Annotated in this window: 21 protein-coding genes; 10 read left to right on the top strand and 11 right to left on the bottom strand. The window is 66.6% G+C overall.

From position 1 onward, the window contains the following. Positions 1-183: 183 nt before the first annotated feature. Positions 184-468: a hypothetical protein gene (locus BMX37_RS01870; protein ID WP_093663762.1), complete on the bottom strand. Its 285-nt coding sequence runs from the start codon at positions 466-468 to the stop codon at positions 184-186. Positions 469-560: 92 nt separating this feature from the next. Continuing rightward, a complete protein-coding gene (lipB, locus tag BMX37_RS01875; protein WP_093663763.1) occupies positions 561-1,244 on the bottom strand; it encodes a lipoyl(octanoyl) transferase LipB in 684 nt (227 codons plus the stop codon). A 91-nt stretch (positions 1,245-1,335) separates the two neighbouring features. Between lipB and BMX37_RS01880 the strand changes: the two genes are divergently transcribed. Together BMX37_RS01880 and BMX37_RS01885 are read left to right on the top strand one after the other, a co-directional pair. Next, entirely contained in the window at positions 1,336-2,157 is an 822-nt protein-coding gene (locus BMX37_RS01880) for a DUF7847 domain-containing protein (RefSeq protein ID WP_139197938.1), read from the top strand. Further along, complete coding sequence (locus tag BMX37_RS01885; protein ID WP_093663765.1) at positions 2,154-2,939, top strand: hypothetical protein; 786 nt, start codon at positions 2,154-2,156, stop codon at positions 2,937-2,939. The genes BMX37_RS01880 and BMX37_RS01885 overlap by 4 nt, the downstream gene beginning before the upstream one ends. On the opposite strand, the gene BMX37_RS01890 is transcribed toward BMX37_RS01885, so the two are convergent. The 3 genes from BMX37_RS01890 to BMX37_RS01900 are packed head-to-tail and all read right to left on the bottom strand — an operon-like array spanning position 2,906 to position 4,829. Further along, positions 2,906-3,511, bottom strand: a complete 606-nt coding sequence (locus tag BMX37_RS01890) for a GNAT family N-acetyltransferase (RefSeq protein ID WP_093663766.1) — start codon at positions 3,509-3,511, stop codon at positions 2,906-2,908. The two genes, BMX37_RS01885 and BMX37_RS01890, sit on opposite strands and share 34 nt — an antisense overlap. A 5-nt stretch (positions 3,512-3,516) precedes the next feature. Continuing rightward, complete coding sequence (gene hemF, locus BMX37_RS01895) at positions 3,517-4,359, bottom strand: oxygen-dependent coproporphyrinogen oxidase (RefSeq protein WP_093663767.1); 843 nt, start codon at positions 4,357-4,359, stop codon at positions 3,517-3,519. A 23-nt stretch (positions 4,360-4,382) separates the two neighbouring features. Next, positions 4,383-4,829 carry a tRNA (cytidine(34)-2'-O)-methyltransferase gene (locus BMX37_RS01900; RefSeq protein ID WP_093663768.1) on the bottom strand — a complete coding sequence of 149 codons (447 nt, stop codon included), beginning with the start codon at positions 4,827-4,829 and terminating at the stop codon, positions 4,383-4,385. 216 nt (positions 4,830-5,045) lie between these two features. Between BMX37_RS01900 and petA the strand changes: the two genes are divergently transcribed. The 4 genes from petA to BMX37_RS01920 all read left to right on the top strand — a co-directional run bounded on the left by petA (position 5,046) and on the right by BMX37_RS01920 (position 8,657). Further along, positions 5,046-5,612 (top strand): ubiquinol-cytochrome c reductase iron-sulfur subunit, encoded by a 567-nt coding sequence (gene petA / locus BMX37_RS01905; RefSeq protein WP_093664232.1) that lies wholly within the window; start codon positions 5,046-5,048, stop codon positions 5,610-5,612. A 13-nt stretch (positions 5,613-5,625) separates the two neighbouring features. Continuing rightward, on the top strand, positions 5,626-6,912 hold the full coding sequence (locus BMX37_RS01910; protein WP_093663769.1) for a cytochrome b: 1,287 nt from the start codon (positions 5,626-5,628) through the stop codon (positions 6,910-6,912). Between the two features lie 24 nt (positions 6,913-6,936). Beyond that, complete coding sequence (locus tag BMX37_RS01915) at positions 6,937-7,782, top strand: cytochrome c1 (protein WP_093663770.1); 846 nt, start codon at positions 6,937-6,939, stop codon at positions 7,780-7,782. A 167-nt stretch (positions 7,783-7,949) separates the two neighbouring features. Further along, complete coding sequence (locus tag BMX37_RS01920; protein WP_093663771.1) at positions 7,950-8,657, top strand: hypothetical protein; 708 nt, start codon at positions 7,950-7,952, stop codon at positions 8,655-8,657. 561 nt (positions 8,658-9,218) lie between these two features. On the opposite strand, the gene BMX37_RS01925 is transcribed toward BMX37_RS01920, so the two are convergent. Together BMX37_RS01925 and ychF are read right to left on the bottom strand one after the other, a co-directional pair. Then, entirely contained in the window at positions 9,219-10,502 is a 1,284-nt protein-coding gene (locus BMX37_RS01925; RefSeq protein WP_244501377.1) for an alkaline phosphatase family protein, read from the bottom strand. Between the two features lie 110 nt (positions 10,503-10,612). Beyond that, a complete protein-coding gene (ychF, locus tag BMX37_RS01930) occupies positions 10,613-11,713 on the bottom strand; it encodes a redox-regulated ATPase YchF (protein WP_093663773.1) in 1,101 nt (366 codons plus the stop codon). 139 nt (positions 11,714-11,852) lie between these two features. On the opposite strand from ychF, the gene BMX37_RS01935 reads away from it, so the two are divergent. Next, positions 11,853-12,392 carry a hypothetical protein gene (locus BMX37_RS01935; RefSeq protein ID WP_093663774.1) on the top strand — a complete coding sequence of 180 codons (540 nt, stop codon included), beginning with the start codon at positions 11,853-11,855 and terminating at the stop codon, positions 12,390-12,392. A 3-nt stretch (positions 12,393-12,395) separates the two neighbouring features. On the opposite strand, the gene BMX37_RS01940 is transcribed toward BMX37_RS01935, so the two are convergent. The 4 genes from BMX37_RS01940 to BMX37_RS01955 all read right to left on the bottom strand — a co-directional run bounded on the left by BMX37_RS01940 (position 12,396) and on the right by BMX37_RS01955 (position 15,320). Continuing rightward, entirely contained in the window at positions 12,396-12,983 is a 588-nt protein-coding gene (locus tag BMX37_RS01940; protein WP_093663775.1) for a TIGR02466 family protein, read from the bottom strand. A gap of 11 nt (positions 12,984-12,994) precedes the next feature. Continuing rightward, positions 12,995-13,561, bottom strand: coding sequence for an aminoacyl-tRNA hydrolase (gene pth / locus BMX37_RS01945; protein WP_093663776.1), 567 nt, complete (start codon positions 13,559-13,561; stop codon positions 12,995-12,997). 81 nt (positions 13,562-13,642) lie between these two features. Beyond that, positions 13,643-14,260 (bottom strand): 50S ribosomal protein L25/general stress protein Ctc, encoded by a 618-nt coding sequence (locus tag BMX37_RS01950; protein WP_093664233.1) that lies wholly within the window; start codon positions 14,258-14,260, stop codon positions 13,643-13,645. Between the two features lie 127 nt (positions 14,261-14,387). Beyond that, positions 14,388-15,320 (bottom strand): TraB/GumN family protein, encoded by a 933-nt coding sequence (locus tag BMX37_RS01955; RefSeq protein WP_093663777.1) that lies wholly within the window; start codon positions 15,318-15,320, stop codon positions 14,388-14,390. Positions 15,321-15,460: 140 nt separating this feature from the next. Between BMX37_RS01955 and BMX37_RS01960 the strand changes: the two genes are divergently transcribed. The 3 genes from BMX37_RS01960 (at position 15,461) to ppdK (ending at position 21,396) form a co-directional block, all read left to right on the top strand. Beyond that, a complete protein-coding gene (locus BMX37_RS01960; RefSeq protein WP_093663778.1) occupies positions 15,461-16,369 on the top strand; it encodes a glycine--tRNA ligase subunit alpha in 909 nt (302 codons plus the stop codon). After that, entirely contained in the window at positions 16,366-18,588 is a 2,223-nt protein-coding gene (gene glyS, locus BMX37_RS01965) for a glycine--tRNA ligase subunit beta (protein ID WP_093663779.1), read from the top strand. Before BMX37_RS01960 ends, glyS begins: the two co-directional genes overlap by 4 nt. Positions 18,589-18,693: 105 nt before the next feature. After that, positions 18,694-21,396, top strand: a complete 2,703-nt coding sequence (gene ppdK / locus BMX37_RS01970; protein WP_425288421.1) for a pyruvate, phosphate dikinase — start codon at positions 18,694-18,696, stop codon at positions 21,394-21,396. Position 21,397: the final 1 nt, after the last annotated feature.

Consider the following 21,397-nt stretch of genomic DNA (forward strand, 5'->3'; position numbering starts at 1 on the left):
CCTCCCCCAGGAGCTTCTACATGGCGGGAATCTACGACATTTTTCGCGTCGACCCCAAACAATTTTAACCATTGGCGCAGCGTAAAATGAGGGCGGCACGGATCGCGGGCATGAAAAAAGGGGCCGGCCGGTATCCCGGTCGACCCCTTCTTCAACCGCAGCGCGGCAGCCCGGATGGGCTGATTACATCGCGTTGGTGGTCGTGGTGGTGGTGTTCGTGGTCATGGTGGTGTCGTTCGACATCATGCCCGCGTTACCCATGGTGTCGTTCGACATCATGCCCGAGTTCATCGAGCTGTCGACGGCGGTCATGTTGTCGGACATGGTGTCCATGCCCTCGGTCGCGTTCAGATCGGTGACCGTGGTGTTCTCGGTGGTGGTCTCGGTCTTCGGACCGCAAGCCGCAACCGCGAGCGCCGCGCCGGCGATCATCGAACCCGTCAGGACCTTGGAGATGAGTGCACGCATTGGAAGCTCCCTAGAAAAGGATTTGGACGGCTGGCAGCCCTATGTAACCAAATCGCCGCGCACATTACCCACAGACGGGGCCGCCCTCAAGCCTAGTTTTCCGCGCCGCAAGAAAGAGTTTGAAGGAAATCGGACGCGGTTCGCGCCAGCGCGTCGTCGACCGCGGCCATTGGCACGTCGATGCCCAGCGCCGACAGGCTGGTGACGGGGAACTCCGGCAGGCCGCACGGGACGATCCCGCCGAAGTGCGACAGGTCGGGCGACACGTTGACCGCGAACCCGTGCAGCGTCACCCAGCGGCGCACGCGAACGCCGATCGCGCCCACCTTCGCCTCCGTGCCGCCCTGCCGTGTCCAAATGCCTACCCGGCCCTCCGCGCGGGATGCCTCCAGCCCCAGTTCGGCCAGCGCGGCGATCACCCATGCTTCCAAGGAGTGCACGAAGCAGCGCACATCACGGCCGCGCCGGTTCAGGTCCAGCACCACATAGCCGACCCGCTGGCCAGGGCCATGATAGGTGTACCGCCCACCGCGACCGGTCGGAAACACCGGGAAACGCGGATCGATCAGCTCGGCGGGGTCCGCGCTGGTGCCGGCGGTGTACAGGGGCGGGTGCTCCAACAGCCAGAGCAGTTCCTCCGCTTCGCCGGCACGCACCGCCTCCGCGCGCGCCTCCATATCCGCGAGCGCGGATGCATAGTCGGTCAGTCCGGGGGTCACGCGCCATTCCAGCCCGCTGGGTGGCGATCCGCGATGGAAGATGGTGTGCGCCGTCATGCAGGCGCGATGTGACGTGCCGCGCAACCGCTTGCAAGAGCGTGGCGGAGCGTTAAGCGCTGCCGCAGGCTGAGCGGGCAGGGAGCGGGCCATGGTGACGATGAGTGGTATCTGGGACAGCACGGCCGATGTGCTGCGGGGGCGGGGGGCCATCCTCACGCGGATCGCGGTGCCGGCGTTGTTCCTGCCGGCCGTGGTGCGCGATGGCTGGACGATTCTGAGCGGCGCGCCTTCTGCGCCGACGGTGATGGTCGGCGGCGTCATCGGGTTCGCGGCGTTGTTGCTGATGATCTGGGGACAGCTCGCCGTCGTGTCGGTGGCATCCGATCCGGACGTCGACGCCGGCGACGCCGCACGTCAGGCGGGCCGCCGGTTCCTGCCGGCTTTAGGCGTCTATGCGATTGCGGGTCTGGTCGTGGGCATGTTGGCCGTGCCGCTGATCGTGGCTCTTGTCGCCAGCCATATCGATTTTGCCGCGCTTGGTCGTGGAGAGTCGCCGGCGATACCGGCCGGGATCGTCGGCTTTGCGGGATTGTATCTGCTCGCCCTCGTGGTCGTTGGGCTGTTCGTCGGTGCGCGCCTGTTCCTGCTGAACCCGGTGATCGTCAACGAACGATCCGGCATCCGCGCGTTCGCGCGGTCGTGGTTCCTCACGCGTGGACTCACCTGGCGAATCGTCGGGGTCACGCTGCTGTTCGTGATCGTGCTGTCGGTCGCGACCGCGGCCAGCCAGGCAGTGCTGGGGATCGTGACGAGCCTGCTGCTCGGTAACAGCGGGGCGGTCGCGGCTCGTTTCGTCACAGCGATCGTGTCGGCGGCGTTTGCCAGCATCTACATGGTCGTGGTGTCGGTGTTCACGGCCCAGCTGTATGTTACGGTCAGCGGGCGAAGGGCGGCCGACGTCTTCGCATGACCCTGCATCCGATTGGCGTCTTGCGCGCCGCCCGCGCGATCTGGACCCGTGACCGGGCGATCCTGGGGCCGCTCAGCGGACTGTTCCTGTTCATTCCGCAATGGGCGATCCTGTTGCTGGTACCCGACCTGCCGATGATGGCGGAGGGCGAGGCGACGGCGGACGCGATGACCGCGTGGAGCACCGCGATGGCGGCATGGGTGTCGCAGAACGGCGCAACCTATGTGGCGGCGGCGCTGGTCTCGCAGTTCGGCACCCTGGCCATCGCAACCCTGTATATCGGATCGGGTGCGGGCCAAGCCGGGCGGTCGATGATGCGCGCGGCGGCCCTGTTCTGGCGATTCCTGCTTGCGCTGTTCCTTGTCGGGCTACCGGTCGCCGTTGCCGCGACGGTGCTGCTGTCCATCGGTGGCGCGGGTGTCGCCGCGGCGCTCGCCCCCATCCTCTACATCGTGGCCGTGGCGTTGTTGATGCTGGTGGCGCCCGCCGTCGCTGCGGAGCGTGGCGGGGCCGTGCGCGCGATCAGCCAGGCATGGGCGGCGACGCGGGGCAACCGTCTGCCGCTGATGCTGCTTGCCGGCATCCCCACCTTCGCGACGCAGGCGATCGTCGCCATCCTGCTCGCCACGGTGCGCAGTCTGCATGGACAGAACATCGCCAACCCGGTGGTCGTGGCGCTGCTCGATGCGCTGGCAGCCGGCACGATCTGGGCATCATCGCTGGTGCTCGCGCTGTCGGGTGTGATCGCCTATGGCGCGCTGTCGCGATCGTCGCCCAAATAGGGGATGCGCGGCGCGGCGTCGCTCGGCAGCAGGCCGATCGCGCGTGGATCGGGAAACGTTTCCACGGTCCGGCGGATCGCCCGAAAGCCCTGTGCGCGGTAGAAGCCGAGCGCGGAGGGGTGATCCAGCGTGCAGGTATGCACCCATACCCGGGTCACGTCCGGTCGCCACGCGCGGGCCAGCGCCTCCGCCATCAACCATCGGCCGACGCCGCGACCGGCCAGTTCGGGCACAAGCGCGAAATAGCTGATCTCCGCCTCTCCCGCCGTGCGGAAGTCGAGTTCGAGCATCCCGACCTCTATCCCGGCGCGGTCGACGGCGGCGAACACCTGCACGGCCGGGTCGTGGATGATGGACAGCAGCGTGCGGTCGTCCATCGCCAATCGGGAGAACCACAGCCACGGCGCCCCCACCCGGCGGAACAACCCGCGATAGGTGTCGGGCCGCGGCGAAGGCCATGCGACAAGGCGCAGCGGTGACGACGGCAGGGGCCGCAGCGGGGGACGGCGACGCATCTCCAGCGTGGTCACGATGGTCGCGACCTGATCGTCGGGCAAGGGGACGAGACCCATGACAATCAATCCCAGCTGGCGATCGGGGGCAGGCTCATCAGGATCGCGTCGATATTGCCGCCGGTCTTCAGCCCGAACAGCGTTCCGCGATCATAGACCAGGTTGAATTCGGCATAGCGCCCGCGCCACGCCAGCTGCTGCGCCACGTCTGCCTCGGTAAAGGACTCGTCCATGCGCCGCCGCACGATGCGGGGATAGATGTCGAGGAACGCCTGTCCCACGTCGCGGGTGAAGGCAAAGCCAGCCTCGAAATCGCCCTCCAGATGGTCGTAGAATATGCCGCCCACGCCGCGATGCACGCCGCGATGGGGGATGAAGAAATACTCGTCCGCCCATTTCCTGAAGCGTGGATAATAGTCGCCGTCATGCGCGTCGCACGCCTGTTTCAGTCGCGCATGGAACTCGTTCGTATCCACCTCGATCGGCAAAGGCGGGTTCAGGTCCGCGCCGCCGCCGAACCACCGCTTCGTGGTGACCAGGAAGCGCGTGTTCATGTGCACGGCCGGCACATGCGGGTTGCGCATATGTGCGACCAGGCTGATCCCGGTGGCGAAGAAGCGCGGGTCCTCCGCGGCGCCGTGGATGGAGCGGCCGAACTCTCCCTCCAGCGTGCCGCCTACGGTGGAGACGTTGACGCCGACCTTTTCGAACACCCGGCCCTTCATCACGCCGCGCACGCCGCCACCACCCGGCGCGCCGGCCGGATCGGCGCGGTCCCAGGGTGTGTAGGTGAACCGGGCCGTTGATCCTGCCTCTTCCTCGATCGCTTCGAATGCGGCGCAGATCCGGTCGCGAAGCGATTCGAACCATGCGCGGGCGGCGGCTTGCTGGGCGTCGAGGGCGATCATCTCCGCCGGTCTAGCGGCGGGCGTCAGTTCGGCCAACCCGTCTGGCGCAACGCCTCGGTCAGCACCATCGCGCCCGCAACCGCCACGTTCAGCGAGCGAAAGCCGGTGCGCATCGGAATGGCGACGCGCAGGTCGGCGCGCGCATGCACCTCCGCAGGTACGCCGTGCCCCTCCGACCCCAGCAGCAGCGTGTCGTCGTCGCGGAACGTCGCCTGGTTCAGCGGCGTCGCGCCGGCGGTGGTCAGCAGGACGAGGCGGCCGGTGTTCGCCTGTACGAAAGCGTCCCAATCCACGTGGCGACGCACCTCGACACGATCGGCATAGTCCATCCCGGCGCGTGCAAGCGCGCGGTCGCTCCAGGGGAAACCCATTGGTTCGATCAGGTCGACGGCAATGCCCATGCACGCCGCGGTGCGCAGGATGGTGCCGACATTGCCGGCGATATCGGGTTGGAACAGGGCGATGCGCATGCCGCGCGCTTAGTCGCCGCCCATGCCGATGCAAATGCTGCTCGACGCCCCTGCGAATAGCCATCCGTAAAAACACGGTTGGAAAGCCACGCATCGCCGTCTATCACTCCGCCGGCCTTATACCGTGGGGACGGGAAGGCGGAGGGCGTAAGCGTCCCGGCGCGGGCGCCCCGGATGCAAGAACAAGGGTTCGGGTGAATGGCCGCAGTCGACAATATGGTTCCTCCCGGTGAAGACGCCGCGCCGTTCCACGAACATCCACATGATCCGCGTCGCCGCGACTTCATCAACATCGCCGCCGTGTCCTTTGCGGGCGTGGGCGCGATCGCGATCGTGCTGCCGCTCATCAATCAGATGAGCCCGTCGGCCGATGTGCTGGCGCAGTCCACCACGGAACTGGACCTGTCGAAGATCCAGCCGGGGCAGGCGATCAAGGCGAGTTTCCGCAAGCAGCCGCTGTTCGTCCGCAACCTGACGCCGGCGGAAATCGCATCGGCGAACAAGGTGTCCCTGTCCGAACTGCGCGATCCGCAGACGCTGGCGGAGCGCACGAAGCCGGGCAAGCAGAACTGGCTGATCACGCTTGGCGTGTGCACCCATCTCGGTTGCGTGCCGCTGGGCGCGGGCGAGGGCGAGAATCGCGGACCGTTCGGCGGCTATTTCTGCCCGTGCCACGGCTCCGCCTACGACACGGCGGCGCGCATCCGGCAGGGGCCGGCGCCGAAGAACCTGACGGTTCCCGAGTACACGTTCACGTCTGACACGACCGTAACGGTCGGTTGAGGTAGCACCCGAGATGAGCTTTCCCTGGGCCAAGCATTATCAACCGAAGCAGCCGTTGATGCGGTGGCTGGACGAGAAGCTGCCGTTGCCGCGCCTCGTCTACAACGCGGTCGGTGCCGGCTATCCCGTGCCGCGCAACCTGAACTATTTCTGGAACTTCGGCGTGCTCGCGGGCGCGGCGCTGGGCATCCAGATCATCACCGGCATCGTGCTGGCGATGCATTACGCCGCCAATGCGGGTGTCGCGTTCGGCTCGATCGAGAGCATCATGCGCGACGTCAACGCGGGCTGGTTCCTGCGCTATGCGCACGCCAACGGCGCGTCGATGTTCCTGCTGGTCGTGTACATCCATATCGGGCGCGGGCTGTATTACGGGTCATACAAGGCGCCGCGTGAAATGGTGTGGCTGCTCGGCGTGGTGATTTTCCTGCTGATGATGGCAACCGCCTTCATGGGCTATGTTCTGCCCTGGGGTCAGATGAGTTTCTGGGGTGCGCAGGTCATCACCGGCTTCTTCTCCGCCATTCCGCTGGTCGGCGACACGATCCGCGTGTGGCTGCTCGGCGGTTTCGCACCGGACAATGCGGCGCTAAACCGCTTCTTCTCGCTCCATTATCTGCTGCCGTTCGTGATTGCGGGCGTGATCGTGCTGCACATCTGGGCGCTGCACATCCCCGGCTCCAACAATCCGACGGGTGTCGAGGTGAAGGGCGAGCAGGACACCGTGCCGTTCCATCCCTATTACACCGCAAAGGACGCGGTCGGGCTGGGCGTGTTCATGCTGGTGTTCGCGCTGCTGCTGTTCTTCAGCCCCAACCTGCTGGGTCACCCGGACAATTACATCGAGGCTAACCCGCTTTCGACGCCGGCGCACATCGTGCCCGAATGGTACTTCCTGCCGTTCTACGCGATCCTGAAGAGCTTCACCGCCAACTTCATCCTGGATGCGAAGCTGTGGGGCGTGCTGGCGATGTTCGGCTCGATCCTGCTGCTGTTCTTCCTGCCCTGGCTGGACAGCTCGCCCGTGCGGTCGGCCAATTTCCGGCCGCTGTATCGCAAGTTCCTTGGCGTGTTGCTGCTGGACGTGCTGGTGCTCGGCTATGTCGGTGGCGCGGAGCCGTCGCCGGGCGTGATCCTGCTCGGGCAGATCGCATCGATCTACTATTTCGCGCACTTCCTCATCATCCTTCCGATCGTGGCCCGTTCGGAGCGGCCGCGTCCGTTGCCGAACTCCATCACCGAGGCGGTGCTGGAAAAGCATGCGGGGCTGGGGCCGACCAAGTCGGCGATGGCGAACTGAACCGAACGGGGGACTGACAAAATCATGGTTCGCATCATCGCATCCCTCGTCGGCGCGGCATTTGTGTTTGTGCTCGGGCTGGCGCTGTTCGGCACGGTATCGGAATGGGTGTCCAACCCGCCGGTCGAGTCCGCGGAGCACGAGTTCCACCATCATCCGCTGGACGCTGGACTGTCGTCGGCCGGCTTCTTCGGAAAGTTCGATCGCCGTCAGGTTCAGCGCGGATTTCAGGTGTATCAGGAGGTCTGCTCGGCCTGCCACAGCCTGAAATACGTTTCGTTCCGCGATCTGACTCAGCTTGGCTATAACGACGCCGAAGTGAAGGCGATCGCCAAGGGCTGGAAGATCGAGCAGCCGACGATCAATCCGGACACCGGCGAGGCATCGACGCGTCCGAACGTACCGTCCGACCGCTTCCCCTCGCCGTTCGCGAACGACATCGCCGCGCGTGCCGCGAACAACAACGCGCTGCCGCCGGACCTGTCGCTGATGGCGAAGGCGCGGCATGACGGTGCGAACTACATCTATTCGCTGGTCGGGCATGGCTATGTCGCACAGCCGGCCGAATTGATCCGCAAGTTCCCGGCATCGAAGACGCCGACGGGCCTGCACTACAACCAGTATTTCGCGAACCTCAACATCGCGATGCCGCCGCCGCTGACCCAGGATGGGCAGGTGACCTATGCCGACGGCACCCGCGCGTCCGTAGACCAGATGGCGAAGGACGTCTCCGCGTTCCTGACTTGGACGGCGGAACCGCGGCTGGAGGCCCGGCACGCCGCCGGGTTCGGAGCAGTGGTGTTCCTGATCATCTTCTGCTTCCTGGCCTGGGGCGCCTATCAGAACGTCTGGCGCGATCTGAAGCATTGAGGCCCGACCGTAGAGCGGGAAAGAGAAGGGGCGGGGGCAGTGATGCCTCCGCCCTTTTTCGTTGCTGCGGCCGTCCATCGGAGCTGGTGGAACCCGTTCAACGACATGTCGTTGAGATGGGATCGGCGCGTAGTCTGCCGCGCCCGTGTATCGCGGGAGTGTTTCTCATGTTCTTCAAGCGTCTGGCATTGGCCGGCATGGTTATCGGCGCAGCGTTCGGGATGTCCGGCTGTACGGACGGCTACGGCTATAGTGGCGTGTCACTCGGCTATGGTTCCGGCTACGATGGCGGTTACGGGTATGATGGCGGCTATTACGGCGGCTATGGAGACCCTTATTACGCCGGCGGCTATCCATCCTATTACGGCTGGGCGGGCGACTTCTATTATCCGGGCAGCGGGATCTACGTGTACGACCAGTACCGTCGCCCTTACCGCTGGAACAGTCAGCAGCGTCGGTACTGGGAGCATCGCCGGCGTCCGTATCGCGGCCGCCCCGGCAGCGCGCCCGGCAATTGGAGCGGCTTTCCCCATCGCGATGGGCATGGCGAGGGCCGGCCGTACGCGCCCGGCGGTCGCCCCGGCTTTGGTCAGCCCGGCTTTGGTCAACCCGGCTTTGGCTGGCCCGCTGACGGTCGCCCGGGTGACGGTCGGCAGCCAGGATGGAGAGGCGGAGGCTCGCGTCCCCCGGTGGCAGTCAATCCCGGCACACCCGGACAGCCGGGTGCGCCGGCCAATGCCCATCCCGGCTCTCTTGGGCGGCAGTGGGGCAGCCCTGGCTCTTGGCGCGGATCGCCCGGCTGGAACGGTCCGCGCGGCGCGGGCGGCCCGCGTGGCTGGGGTGGAAGGCAGGGCGGGGGTCGTGGGCGCCGCTGATAGAAGGCGAATGGCGGGGGTGAACGCAATCAGCCGGTACAAGTGGCTGGTCGCGTAGCGTCCGTCGACTAGTACCTCTTCGCTCGGAGCGGTTCGCCCAGCTTTCACATCATCCGAATGTCAGCGACGGGCATCACTCTCGCTTGAGCGCCGCAGCTTTGGATGCACTGTTCTGCGGCAACTACCGCGTTGGTGTCCATCGGGACCGGCTCCGTTGATGTACTAGGCCAAGTCCTGGAAATCACGGTCTCGGCAGCCTCACTTGCCGCGCTAGAGCCCGATAACTCGGCGTTATATCAGTGGTCGGAAGGCGGGTCGGCATGTGCTGCCGACGAATAGGCCATGCGACACACAGCGCCTTTATCACGATAACTGCCGCTAGTTAGTGGGTCATCATCCCTCGTGCCCTTTCGCAACCAGCGCGTGTTCCGCTGCTGCTCGCCGAGCGGCACCGACCGGGCCGTTTCCTGGGATAAGAACCGCGGCAACTTCAGTCGTTAGCGCTGATCGCGCAACGGCGACTTAGCTCCAGCTCGCTGCATCCCTCGATGGCGCCGACGATCAATGAGCGAGCGCGTTCCGGAAGGGAGCATCGTCGCCGTCCGAAACACTCGCTGCGCCAAGACCCAGTAGGTCCCGCAACAGCGGCGTCACGTCCGTGTTCGGAAAGCTGGGCAGGCGGGTGCCGCCAACGAACGCCGGACCATGCGCAATGAACAGCGCCTGCATCTCCGGCGCGCGATTGTCGTAGCCGTGATTGCCGCCGACCTTCGTCTGGGTCGGCACGGTGCTGTCGATCAGCCATCCCGTATCCGCCAGGCAGAGATAGGGTGGGATGCGCGGGTTCGTGCCGTAGCGGAAGCGTGCGGGAATTTCATTCTTGCGCCAGCATTGCATGTGCTCATGCGGTCGCAGCAGCGCCTGCTCCAGCGCGACCTGCCGGCCCGGCATCGTAAACAGGCTGGCATAGGGACCCTTCTCGACCAGCCGGTAGTCGCTCGGGGACGTGACGCGGTCCAGGGCGATAGTGCGTGTGGAGGAGGTCGCGGCCATGCCATGGTCCGACACGATCACCAGATTGGCTGGCTGACCCAAATCGGTCAGCCCGCTGAGCAGGCGGCCGATCGCGGCATCGACCTCCGCCAAGGCAGGGATCATCGCCGCGGAGTCGGGGCCGGAGTCATGGCCGGCATGGTCGACTGCTTCGAGATACAGGGTCATGAAGCGGGGCCGGGTCGCCGCAGGCCGGCGGAGCCAATCAATCACGGCATCGACGCGCTGCACGCTGCTCACTGCGCCGGCATATTGGTGCCAGTCCTCCGGACGCTCCGAACCGGCAGGGGAGTCATCATCGCGCGTTCCGGCCGGCGCGCCCCAGGCCACGTTCGCACCGGGCCAGAACTCCGTCGCGGTGCGGATGCCCGCCTTCTCCGCCGTTACCCAGATCGGCTCGGCGGTGTTCCACCAGCCCGGATCGGCGGTCGCCATAGTGAACTTCGCACCGGGACGTGCGGGGTCGTCCATGCTGTTGCCGACGATGCCGTGATGATCGGGCACCAGCCCCGTCACCAGGGTCCAGTGGTTGGGGAACGTCTTGGACGGGAAGGACGGCATCATGCTCGCGCTGACGCCCTCTGCCGAGAGGCGGGCGAGCACCGGCGTCGCCCCGCGCTGCAGGTAGTCGGGTCGGAAGCCGTCGATAGAGACGAGGATCGTCACCGGCGCGCGTTGTTCCGCCGGTGCGGGCGAACCGGTGGTCACCGGTGTGAGAGCCGGCGGTGTGGCCGGATAGCTCGCGCATCCAGATGCCAGCAAAGCCGCCATGGTCGCGACCGCGAACTTCATCATCAACCCTGCCTCAACCAGACGGTCCGGACGTTCAACGCACGAAGCTCACGATCGACGCCCGCATGCTCACGCTGCACGCAAGCCATGCAGGCGATGACGGCTCTTCGTCAGACGTTGAAGCGGAACAGCATCACGTCGCCATCATGGACGACATATTCCTTGCCTTCCTGACGCAGTTTCCCGGCATCGCGCGCGCCACTTTCACCGCCGAGCGACACATAGTCGTCGAACGCGGTGGTCTCCGCCCGGATGAAGCCGCGCTCGAAATCCGAATGGATCGCGCCGGCCGCCTGCGGTGCCTTGCTGCCCGCCGGAATGGTCCAGGCGCGCGTTTCCTTTGGCCCCACCGTGAAGAAGGTGAGCAGGTGGAGCAGGGTGTAGCCGGCGCGGATTACGCGGGCGAGGCCGGTTTCCTCTAGGCCCAGTTCGGACAGGAACTCGCCCCGGTCCTCGGCCGGCATCGTTGCGATATCGGCCTCAATCGCGGCGGATACGACCACCGCCTCGGCACCCTCCGCCTTCGCCTTTTCGAACACGCGCGCGGAATGCGCGTTGCCGGTGGCCGCGTTGCCTTCCTCGACGTTGCACACGTACAGCACGGGCTTGGCGGTGAGCAGCTGCGCCTGGGCGAAGACGCGCGCCTCCTCCACATCCTTTGGCTGGGTCAGGCGCGCAGGCTTGCCGTCGCGCAGCAGGTCCAGCGTCTGGCCGAGCACGGCGGCGCCGATCTTCGCCTCCTTGTCGCCCTGCTGCCCCTTCTTGATCAGGTTTGGGACACGCTTTTCCAAGCTTTCGAGATCGGCGAGCATCAGTTCGGTTTCCACCGTCTCGGCATCCGCGATCGGATCCACCTTGCCCTCGACATGGGTGACGTCGCCATCCTCGAAACAGCGCAACACGTGAACGATCGCGTCCACCTCGCGGATGTTGCCGAGGAACTGGTTGCCGAGCCCTTCACCCTTGGACGCGCCACGCACCAGTCCGGCGATGTCGACAAAGGCGAGCTGCGTCTCGATGATCTTGGCCGATCCCGCGATCGACGCCAGCTGTTGCAGGCGCGGATCGGGCACCGCGACGTTGCCGACGTTCGGTTCGATCGTGCAGAATGGATAGTTCGCCGCCTGTGCCGCGGCCGTTTCGGTCAGCGCGTTGAAGAGGGTGGACTTGCCGACATTGGGCAGGCCGACGATGCCACAGCGGAAACCCATGGAGATGCCTTGATGAGGAAGGGAAAGCGCGGCTCATAATCGTCCCGGTCGCCGAATGCCAGCGTGGCGGCGGCGCATGGTTGCGGACGGCCCGTGATGATGGCAGCATTGCGGCGGGGTGAAGGGGGCGGCTGGATCGATGGTGAAAGGGCGGCTTTGGAGCGGGCTGGCACTGACGATCTATGCATCGGCAACCGTGTCTGCACAGGGTCCAGCCTTTCGGCCGCCGCTACGCCTGACGGAGCCTGTCGGGACGCGCCTGGGCCGCGACGTTCGCCTGCGCATCGCCACCGCGCCACCCGCGCGATTGCCCCTCCAGCCGATGTCGGGCGCGCCGGTGCGGAAAGTCGGCGGCGCGCTGATCGACATCTATCCCTTCGACGATCATTTCCATCTGTCGGCGGGTGGCAGGATGTTGAACCGGTCGGTGCCGCGTGGCGCCGATCCTGAAAGCCTGCGTACCCTGCCGACTGGGCGTGCGGGGCGGCGTTTCAGCCCGGCGATGCTGATGGGGTACAGCCGTGGCGGTGCAACCGGCATCGCCGTCGGCGTAGATGCGGGGGTGGTGGTCGGGCGAAGCGACCCCGCGCCGGACCAGCGGCTGCGTGGCAGTGACGCCGCCGAAACCGCCAACGGCATCAACGGGCTGGCGCGGATGACGATGCGCTATCGGTTCTGAACGTCACCAGCGATAATTGAAGCTGACGCTGATCCGGTCGCCCTTGGCGGCGTTCGCGACGACTTCGTGGCGCAGCCAGCTTTCCCAAAGGAAGATGCTGCCCGATTGCGGCTGCGCGTAGACGAAGGTCGGCGCGGTGCGCGGCGGCGCGGCCATCAGCATCGGCAGGCGCGGATCCTCCAGCTTCAGCGCACCGGCGCCTTCCGGAACGGCGATGTAGACCGTGCCGGAGACGACGCTGTGCGGATGGATGTGGCCGGAATGCGCGCCGCCCGGTTTCAACACGTTGACCCACAGGCTGTCGAGCTTCAGCCGCTTGCCGCCCAGCTCGAACCCGCATTCCTGTGCAAAGCGCGCGACGTGGCGGTCGAGCAACCGCTTCAGATCGGCAAAGCGCGGATCGCGGATCGGCAGATCGTCGAGCGACGCATAGGAGGTATAGCCGCGATAACCATGTTCGCGGCACCAGCGTACGCCGGCGCGATCCTCCCGCGACAGGTCGCGACACGCATCCTCCAGCTCCGCGACCAGCGCCTCGTCGCCAAGCGCATCCTCGTAGAACAGGGTCGGGAACAGTGACCGCACCGTCATGACAACCTCCTTTATCCCAACCTCAGGGCGACATCGTTCATGAAGCGCACGTCGTCGCGCGCGGCGAGCCATGTCGCCTCCGCCGCGACCGCGCCGAGCATGTCGGCGAGCGGGTCCATTTCCGCCTTGGCGTAGTTGCCGAGCACGTAGCCGGTCACGCGATCCTTGTGTCCGGGATGGCCGATGCCCAACCGAACACGGCGATAATCCTGGCCCAGATGCTGGTCGATGGAGCGCAGTCCGTTGTGCCCGGCCGCACCGCCGCCCACCTTCACCTTGACCTTGAACGGCGCGAGATCGAGCTCATCGTGGAACACGGTCAGCGCATCGGTATCCAGCTTGAAGAAGCGGAGCGCGGCGCCGACCGACTGGCCGGATTCGTTCATGAAGGTCGCGGGTTTCAGCAACAGTATCTTTTGGGTGCCGATGCGCCCTTCCTGCGTCCAGCCGGTGAACTGCTTCTTCACCGGGCCGACACCATGGACCTCCGCGATCGCGTCGACGGCCATGAAGCCGACATTGTGCCGCTGCATCGCATATTGCGGCCCCGGATTGCCCAAACCTACCCAGATCTGCACCGAACACCGCTCCTGAAATGCGAAGGGGCAGGGGAGCGTCTCCGCTGCCCTGCCCCCGAGATTGTCGACGCCGAAACCGCGTTATGCGGCCGGGGTCTCGCCCTCTGCGGCGTCATCCTCTGCGCCCGCACCTTCGCTGCGCAGCGCCGATGGGGCGACCACGGTGGCGATGGTGAAGTCGCGATCCGTGATCGCGCTGGACACGCCCTGCGGCAGCGTCACGGCGGAGATGTGGAGCGAATCGCCCACGTCCAGGCCGGCGAGCGAGATGGTGATCTCGCTGGGGATCTCGGCCGCGTCGGCGACCAGTTCCAGCTCGTGGCGGACGATGTTGAGCACGCCGCCCTTCTTCAGACCGACCGACTCTTCCTCGCCGGTGAACACGACCGGGACGTTGACGTGCACGGCGGTGTGCTCGCCGATGCGCAGGAAGTCGGCATGGACCGGACGGTCGGTGACGGGATCGAAGGCGACATCCTTCGGCAGGGTGCGCGCGCCGTTCAGCATCACGACCGAGTTGAAGAAGTGGCCGGTCATCAGGGCCTTGACCAGTGCCTTCTCCTCCAGATGGATGGAGGACGGCTCCTGGCCGGCGCCGTAGATGACGGCGGGTACGCGGCCTTCACGACGCAGCGAACGGGAGGCTCCCTTGCCAACCCGGTCACGCGTCTCGGCGGCGAGCGTGATGGTGTCGCTCATGATCTTGCTCCGAAAACGAATGGGTTTGTTGCTTCCGGTCACGCCTCCAGGGATGACCATGGCCGGAAGTGCGCGCGCATAGCGGGATACGGCGAAAACCGCAACCATGCGCCGGGTCTTGCCTCGCTCAGTAGCGGATGCGGCTGACCTTGACCTTGTCGCGCATCAGATGCGCCTGCACCGACTGCGGCCCCGCCAGATGACCGGCGCCGACCGCGACGAAGACGGTGCCGGGCGTCTTCATCCGGTTCTCGATCCACTTGGCCCAGCGCGCGTTGCGGTCGGTCAGCAGGGTCTTCGCGACCTCCGGCGAGTCCTTCAGGCTGTCGTTCATGTCGCGGGCCAGGGCATCCGGGTCGCCGCGCGACCATTCGTCGACCATCTTGCTCATCTCTTCGCCCGCCTTGGGCACTTCATCGACCGTGCTGAGCAGGAACTGGGTCTGCGCCGACGGGGACAGGCCGTCGAAGAAGCCGATCTGTTGTTCGAACGTTTCCAGCGCCGCGACCTTCTTGCCGCTCGCCTTCGCGGCGGCAGTCAGCACCGTCTCGGGTCCCTGTGCCGGGTCGTAGCCCATCTTCATGATCGGCAGCAGCGACAGGTTCATCGCGGCGTACCACGGCTTCATCCGGTCAAGGGCGTTCGCGGGCAGACCCAGGTCGGTCAGCGTCCTGGTATAGGCCGCACGCTTGTTGGCGGGCAGGCGCTCCGTCAGGGTCGGGCCGGTCGGGTTCAGCCCCTTGGCGGTGATGATGCCCTGTGCCGTCGCCTTGTCCGGCTCCACCATCTCCAGCGCCAGCGTGTCCGAACGATCGAACGCGGTCTTCACCGCCTCATCGAACCAGCTGAGACCGGGCTTCAGCACGTGGATCGTGCCGAACAGGTACACGGTCGTGTCCTTGTCCTTCACCACCCACAAGGCCGGATCGGCATCGTTCGCGGCGCGCACATGCGTCGTCTTCGTCGCCTGTTTCGGGGCGGATCGCTGCTGTCCACAGGCGGGCAGGGCAAGCAACAGGGCGAGGATCGTGGCGGTGGTCTTCATGGCGGTCGTCTTCATGCGCGATCTCTGCCCGGAAAAGAAGCACGGCGAAAGACTGCCGATCTGCGTGCCTCCCCCTTGCTTGACCACCCCCGGAGCATCCGCCAAAGCCACGCCCCGTGACCCAGTCCCACGCTCAACCGCTTTCCTTCCAGCGCATGATCCTGACGCTCCATGACTATTGGAGCGACCGGGGCTGCCTGATCCTGCAACCCTATGACATGGAAATGGGGGCGGGGACGTTCCACACCGCCACCACGCTGCGCGCGCTGGGGCCGGACACGTGGAACGCGGCGTTCGTGCAGCCGTGCCGGCGCCCGACCGATGGCCGCTACGGCGAGAACCCCAATCGGTTGCAGCATTATTATCAGTATCAGGTGATCCTGAAGCCCAGCCCGGCCGACCTGCAGGACCTGTATCTCGGCAGCCTGACCGCGATCGGCATCGACCCACTGCTGCACGACATCCGCTTCGTCGAGGACGACTGGGAAAGCCCGACGCTGGGTGCCTGGGGCCTCGGCTGGGAAGTGTGGTGCGACGGAATGGAGGTGACGCAGTTCACCTATTTCCAGCAGATGGGCGGTTTCGACATGAAGCCGGTCGCGGGCGAGCTGACGTACGGCCTGGAACGCCTCGCCATGTACATCCAGAACAAGGACAGCGTGTACGACCTGGCGTTCAACGACGCGGGCGTGACGTATGGCGACGTGTTCCTGGAGAATGAGCGCCAGATGTCGAAATGGAATTTCGAGGTCGCCGACACCGACACGCTGTTCGACCTGTTCCGAAAGGCGGCCGCGGAGTGCGAGAACTGCCTGGCCCCGAAAGACGGAAGCGAACCCCTGCCGATCCCCGCCTATGAACAGGCGATCAAGGCCAGCCACACCTTCAACCTGTTGCAGGCACGTGGCGTGATCTCCGTCGCGGAGCGGCAGGCCTATATCGGGCGGGTCCGCGACCTCGCAAAGGGCGCGTGCGGCGCGTACATGGCGAAGAACGGGTGGGCGGAGCCGGTACAGGCCCTGACGACGCGAAACGCTGCTGGACAGATGGAGAAGGTGGCGTGAGCGACTTTCTGCTGGAACTCCGCTCCGAGGAAATCCCCGCGCGCATGCAGGACAAGGCGCGCGAGGATCTCGCCCGCCTGTTCGCGGCCGAGCTGGACAAGGCGGGGCTGAAGGCGGCGGCGATCGTGACCTTCGCGACCCCGCGCCGACTGGCCCTGATCGCGCGCGACCTGCCGCTCGAAACGCAGGCGGTTTCCGAAGAAGTGAAGGGCCCGCGCGCCTCCGCACCGCCGCAGGCGCTGGAAGGCTTCCTGCGCAAGACCGGACTGGCGCGGGAGGATCTGGTCGAGCGCGATGGCGTGCTGTTCGCGGTGACGAACAAGCCCGGCCGCGCCACGGCGGAGGTGCTGGCGGAGGCTATTCCGGCGATCGTCCGGGCCTTTCCGTGGCCGAAGTCCATGCGTTGGGGCGCGGCGTCGCGCTCGACCGAAAGCCCGCGCTGGGTGCGTCCGCTGCACGGCATCGTCGCGTTGCTGGGAGAGGACATCGTCGCCCTTGAGGTGGCCGGCGTGACGGCAGGCGCGATGACGCTCGGGCACCGTTTCCACCATCCCGGTCCGATCACGATCGGATCGGCGGCGGATTACGAGGAAAAGCTGCGCGCCTGCCACGTCATCGTCGACCATGACCAGCGTCGTGCGATCATCCGCGACCGCGCCACTGCGCTGGCGGCAGAGGCTGGGCTGACGCTGGTCGAGGACGAGGGGCTGGTCGCGGAGAATGCCGGCCTGACCGAATGGCCGGTGCCGCTGCTCGGCCGTTTCGACCCCGATTTCCTGGCCGTACCGCCGGAGGTGATCCAGCTGACCGCGCGGGTGAACCAGAAGTACTTCGTCTGCCGCGATGCCGCTGGTAAACTCGCGAACGCCTTCGTCTGCACCGCCAATATCGAGGCGAGCGACGGCGGTGCGAAGATCGTCGAGGGCAACCGCAAGGTGCTCGCCGCCCGCCTGTCGGACGCGCGGTTCTTCTACGACACCGATTTGAAGGTGCCGCTGGGCGAACAATCGGCCAAGCTGGCGAAGATCGTGTTCCACGAAAAGCTGGGCACCGTCGCCGACAAGGTCGATCGCGTAGCGAAACTGGCGCGCTGGCTGGTGGAGCAGGGGATCGTCGCCGGCGCCGATGCCGACCAGGCCGAGCGCGCCGCGCGTCTGGCGAAGGCGGACCTCGTCACCGGCATGGTCGGCGAGTTCCCCGAGTTGCAGGGCCTGATGGGCGGGTACTACGCCGCCGCGCAGGGCGAGGAGCCGGCGGTATCGGACGCGATCCGCGACCATTACAAGCCGGTCGGGCAGGGCGACGACGTGCCGACCGCGCCGGTCACGCTGGCTGTCAGCCTGGCGGACAAGCTCGACACGCTCGCCTCATTCTTCGCGATCGGCGAACTGCCCACCGGGTCGAAGGACCCGTTCGCGCTTCGCCGCGCGGCGCTGGGCGTCATCCTGCTGATCGAGCGATCGGGCGTGCGCCTGCCGCTGTCGGCGGCGTTCGACGTGGCCGTGGGAGAAGTCGCACAGGCATTCGGTCATCGGCTGGCGATGCAGTTCGGCGGCGACCTGCTCGCCGCGTTCCAGAAGGCGGCGGGGGAGACGGGCGTCACGCGCGACATGCTCCAGGCGCTGCTGATCGATAGGCGGTTGCACGCGCATGAGGAGAACCCGGCGGTCGCCGCGTTCCTCGACACGTCCGGTCGAGCGGGACCGGCGCTGCTCGGCTTCTTCGCGGATCGCCTGAAGGTGCAGCAGCGCGAGGCAGGCGTGCGCCACGACCTGATCGATGCGGTGTTCGCGCTGGGCGGAGAGGACGATCTGGTCCGGCTTCTCGCGCGCGTCCGTGCCTTGCAGGCATTCGTCGGGACCGAGGATGGGGCCAACCTGCTCGCCGGATACAAGCGCGCGGCTAACATCCTGAAGAAGGAGGGCGTGGAGGGTCCGGCCTCTACCACCCCGCCCAGCTACGCGCCCGAGCCGGCCGAGGCGGCGTTGCACGCGGCCCTGGACCAGGCCGAACCGGCGGCAGCCGCAGCTGTGGCGCGCGAGGATTTCGAGGGCGCGATGGCCGCGCTCGCCAGCCTCCGCGCGCCGATTGATGCCTTCTTCGACGCCGTGACGGTGAACGATGCCGATCCGGCAAAGCGCGACTCGCGTCTGGCCCTGCTCGCCCGCGTGCGTGCCGCGGTCCGTTCGGTCGCCGATTTCGGCCGAATCGAAGGGTAATTGCCGCAATAGTGTCGCGCTACATCGCTGGTAGCGTTTCCTTGCTTGCGACACCTATGCTGCTGTGCACAAACGGGTCAAAACACCCGGATGAGGACAACAGACATGGCGACCGTGACCACGCGTGACCCGGCCCAGCGTACGGACGAGCGCTATGTATATCGCTTCGGCGGGGGGGCGTCGGACGGCCGGGCGGGCGAAAAGAACCTGCTAGGCGGCAAGGGTGCGAACCTCGCCGAAATGGCATCGATCGGCCTGCCGGTGCCGCCGGGCTTCACGATCTCCACCGCCATGTGCACCCGCTATTACGAAGAGGGTGAGCGCTTCCCCGACAGCCTGCGCGAAGAGGTCGCCGGCGGGATCGCGCATATCGAGGGTGTGACCGGCAAGCGCTTCGGCGACGCGTCGGACCCGCTGCTCGTCTCGGTCCGCTCCGGCGCGCGCGTGTCGATGCCGGGCATGATGGACACGGTGCTGAACCTGGGCCTGAACGACCAGACGGTCGAAGGGCTCGCGTCCGGATCGGGCGACGCACGCTTTGCGTGGGACAGTTATCGTCGCTTCATTCAGATGTATGCCGATGTCGTGCTGGGCCTGGACCATGGCGCGTTCGAGGAAGCGCTGGAGGTGGCGAAGGAGGATCAGGGCTTCACGCTCGACACCGAATTGTCGGCGGACGACCTGCGCGCGCTGGTCGCGGAGTACAAGGCGCTGGTTCAGGCGGAATGGGGCAAGCCGTTCCCGCAGGACGTGCACGATCAGCTGTGGGGCGCGGTGGGCGCCGTGTTCGGATCGTGGCAGTCGGAACGCGCCAAGGTCTATCGCCGCCTGAACGACATCCCCGCCGGCTGGGGCACCGCCGTTAACGTGCAGGCGATGGTGTTCGGCAACATGGGCGAAACCAGCGCCACCGGCGTCGCCTTCACCCGCGATCCGTCGAAAGGCGACCGCGCCTATTATGGCGAGTTCCTGATCAACGCGCAGGGCGAGGACGTGGTGGCGGGCATCCGCACCCCGCAATATCTGACCCGCGCCGCGCGCGAGGACGCGGGGGCTCAGGCGGCGTCGATGGAGGAGGCGATGCCGGCGGTCTATGCCGAGCTGGCCGGCGTGTTCGACACGCTGGAGACGCATTATCGCGACATGCAGGACATCGAGTTCACCGTGGAGCGCGGCACGCTGTGGATGCTGCAGACGCGGTCGGGCAAGCGCACCGCGCGCGCCGCGCTGAAGATCGCGGTGGACATGGCGAACGAGGGGCTCATCAGCCGCGAGGAGGCGATCGGCCGCGTCGATCCGCAGGCGCTCGACCAGCTGCTCCACCCGACGCTGGATCCGCAGGCGACCCGTGACGTGATCGCGCGCGGCCTGCCCGCCAGCCCCGGTGCGGCGTCGGGCGCGGCGGTGTTCGATGCCGACACGGCGGAGAAATGGGCGGCCGAGGGGAAGGCGGTGATCCTGGTCAGGACCGAGACCAGCCCGGAGGACATCCATGGCATGCACGCGGCAAAGGGTATCCTGACCGCGCGCGGTGGCATGACCAGCCATGCCGCGGTGGTGGCGCGCGGCATGGGGCGGCCATGCGTCTCCGGCGCTGGCGGCCTGTCGATCGACGCCAAGTCCGGACGGCTTCGCGTCGGCGGACGTGAGGTGGCTCAGGGAGACACGCTGACGCTCGACGGCTCCACCGGAGAGGTCATGGCCGGTGAGGTCGCGACTGTGCAGCCCGAGCTGGCGGGCGACTTCGGCACCCTGATGGGCTGGGCCGATGGATGCCGGCGGATGAAGGTGCGGGCCAACGCAGAGACACCCGCCGACTGCAAGACCGCGCGTGAGTTCGGTGCCGAGGGCATCGGGCTTTGCCGCACGGAGCACATGTTCTTCGACGCAGCGCGGATCACCGCCGTGCGCCAGATGATCCTGGCCGCCGACGAGGCGGGCCGTCGTGCCGCGCTGGACAAGCTGCTGCCCGAACAGCGCGACGATTTCGCGGAGATCTTCCTGGTGATGGCGGGCCTGCCGGTGACCATCCGCCTGCTCGACCCGCCGCTGCACGAATTCCTGCCGCGCGAGGAGGCGGAGTTCGCGGAGGTCGCGGCGGCGGCCGGTACCGATGTGGAGACGGTGAAGCGCCGCGCCTCCGACCTGCACGAGTTCAACCCGATGCTGGGTCATCGCGGGTGCCGGTTGGGCGTCACCTACCCGGAAATTTACGAGATGCAGGCGCGGGCGATCTTCGAGGCAGCGATCGATATCGCAGAACGGACCGGACGCGCGCCGGTGCCGGAGGTCATGATCCCGCTGGTCGCGACGCGGCGGGAACTGGAACTGATGAAGGCGGTGGTTGATCGCGCGGCGCAGACCGTCTTCGCGGAGCGCGGCCGCACGGTGAAGTATCTGGTCGGCACCATGATCGAACTGCCCCGCGCCGCGCTTAAGGCCGGGGAGATCGCGGAGGTGGGCGAGTTCTTCTCCTTCGGCACCAACGACCTGACCCAGACGACGCTGGGCGTCAGCCGCGACGACGCCGCGCGCTTCCTGTCGGCCTATGTCGAACAGGGCATCTATGCGCGTGACCCGTTCGTCAGCCTGGATGTGGATGGAGTGGGAGAGCTGGTGACTTTGGCCGTCGAGCGTGGCCGTGCGACGCGGTCGGACATCAAGCTGGGCATCTGCGGCGAACATGGCGGCGATCCTGCGTCGATCGCGTTCTGCGAGTCAGCCGGCCTGGATTACGTGTCCGCATCGCCGTATCGCGTGCCGATCGCACGGCTGGCCGCGGCGCAGGCCGCGCTCAAGGCGCGGTGAT

This window comes from Sphingomonas gellani (genome assembly GCF_900110035.1).
Classification (GTDB): Bacteria; Pseudomonadota; Alphaproteobacteria; order Sphingomonadales; family Sphingomonadaceae; genus Sphingomonas; species Sphingomonas gellani.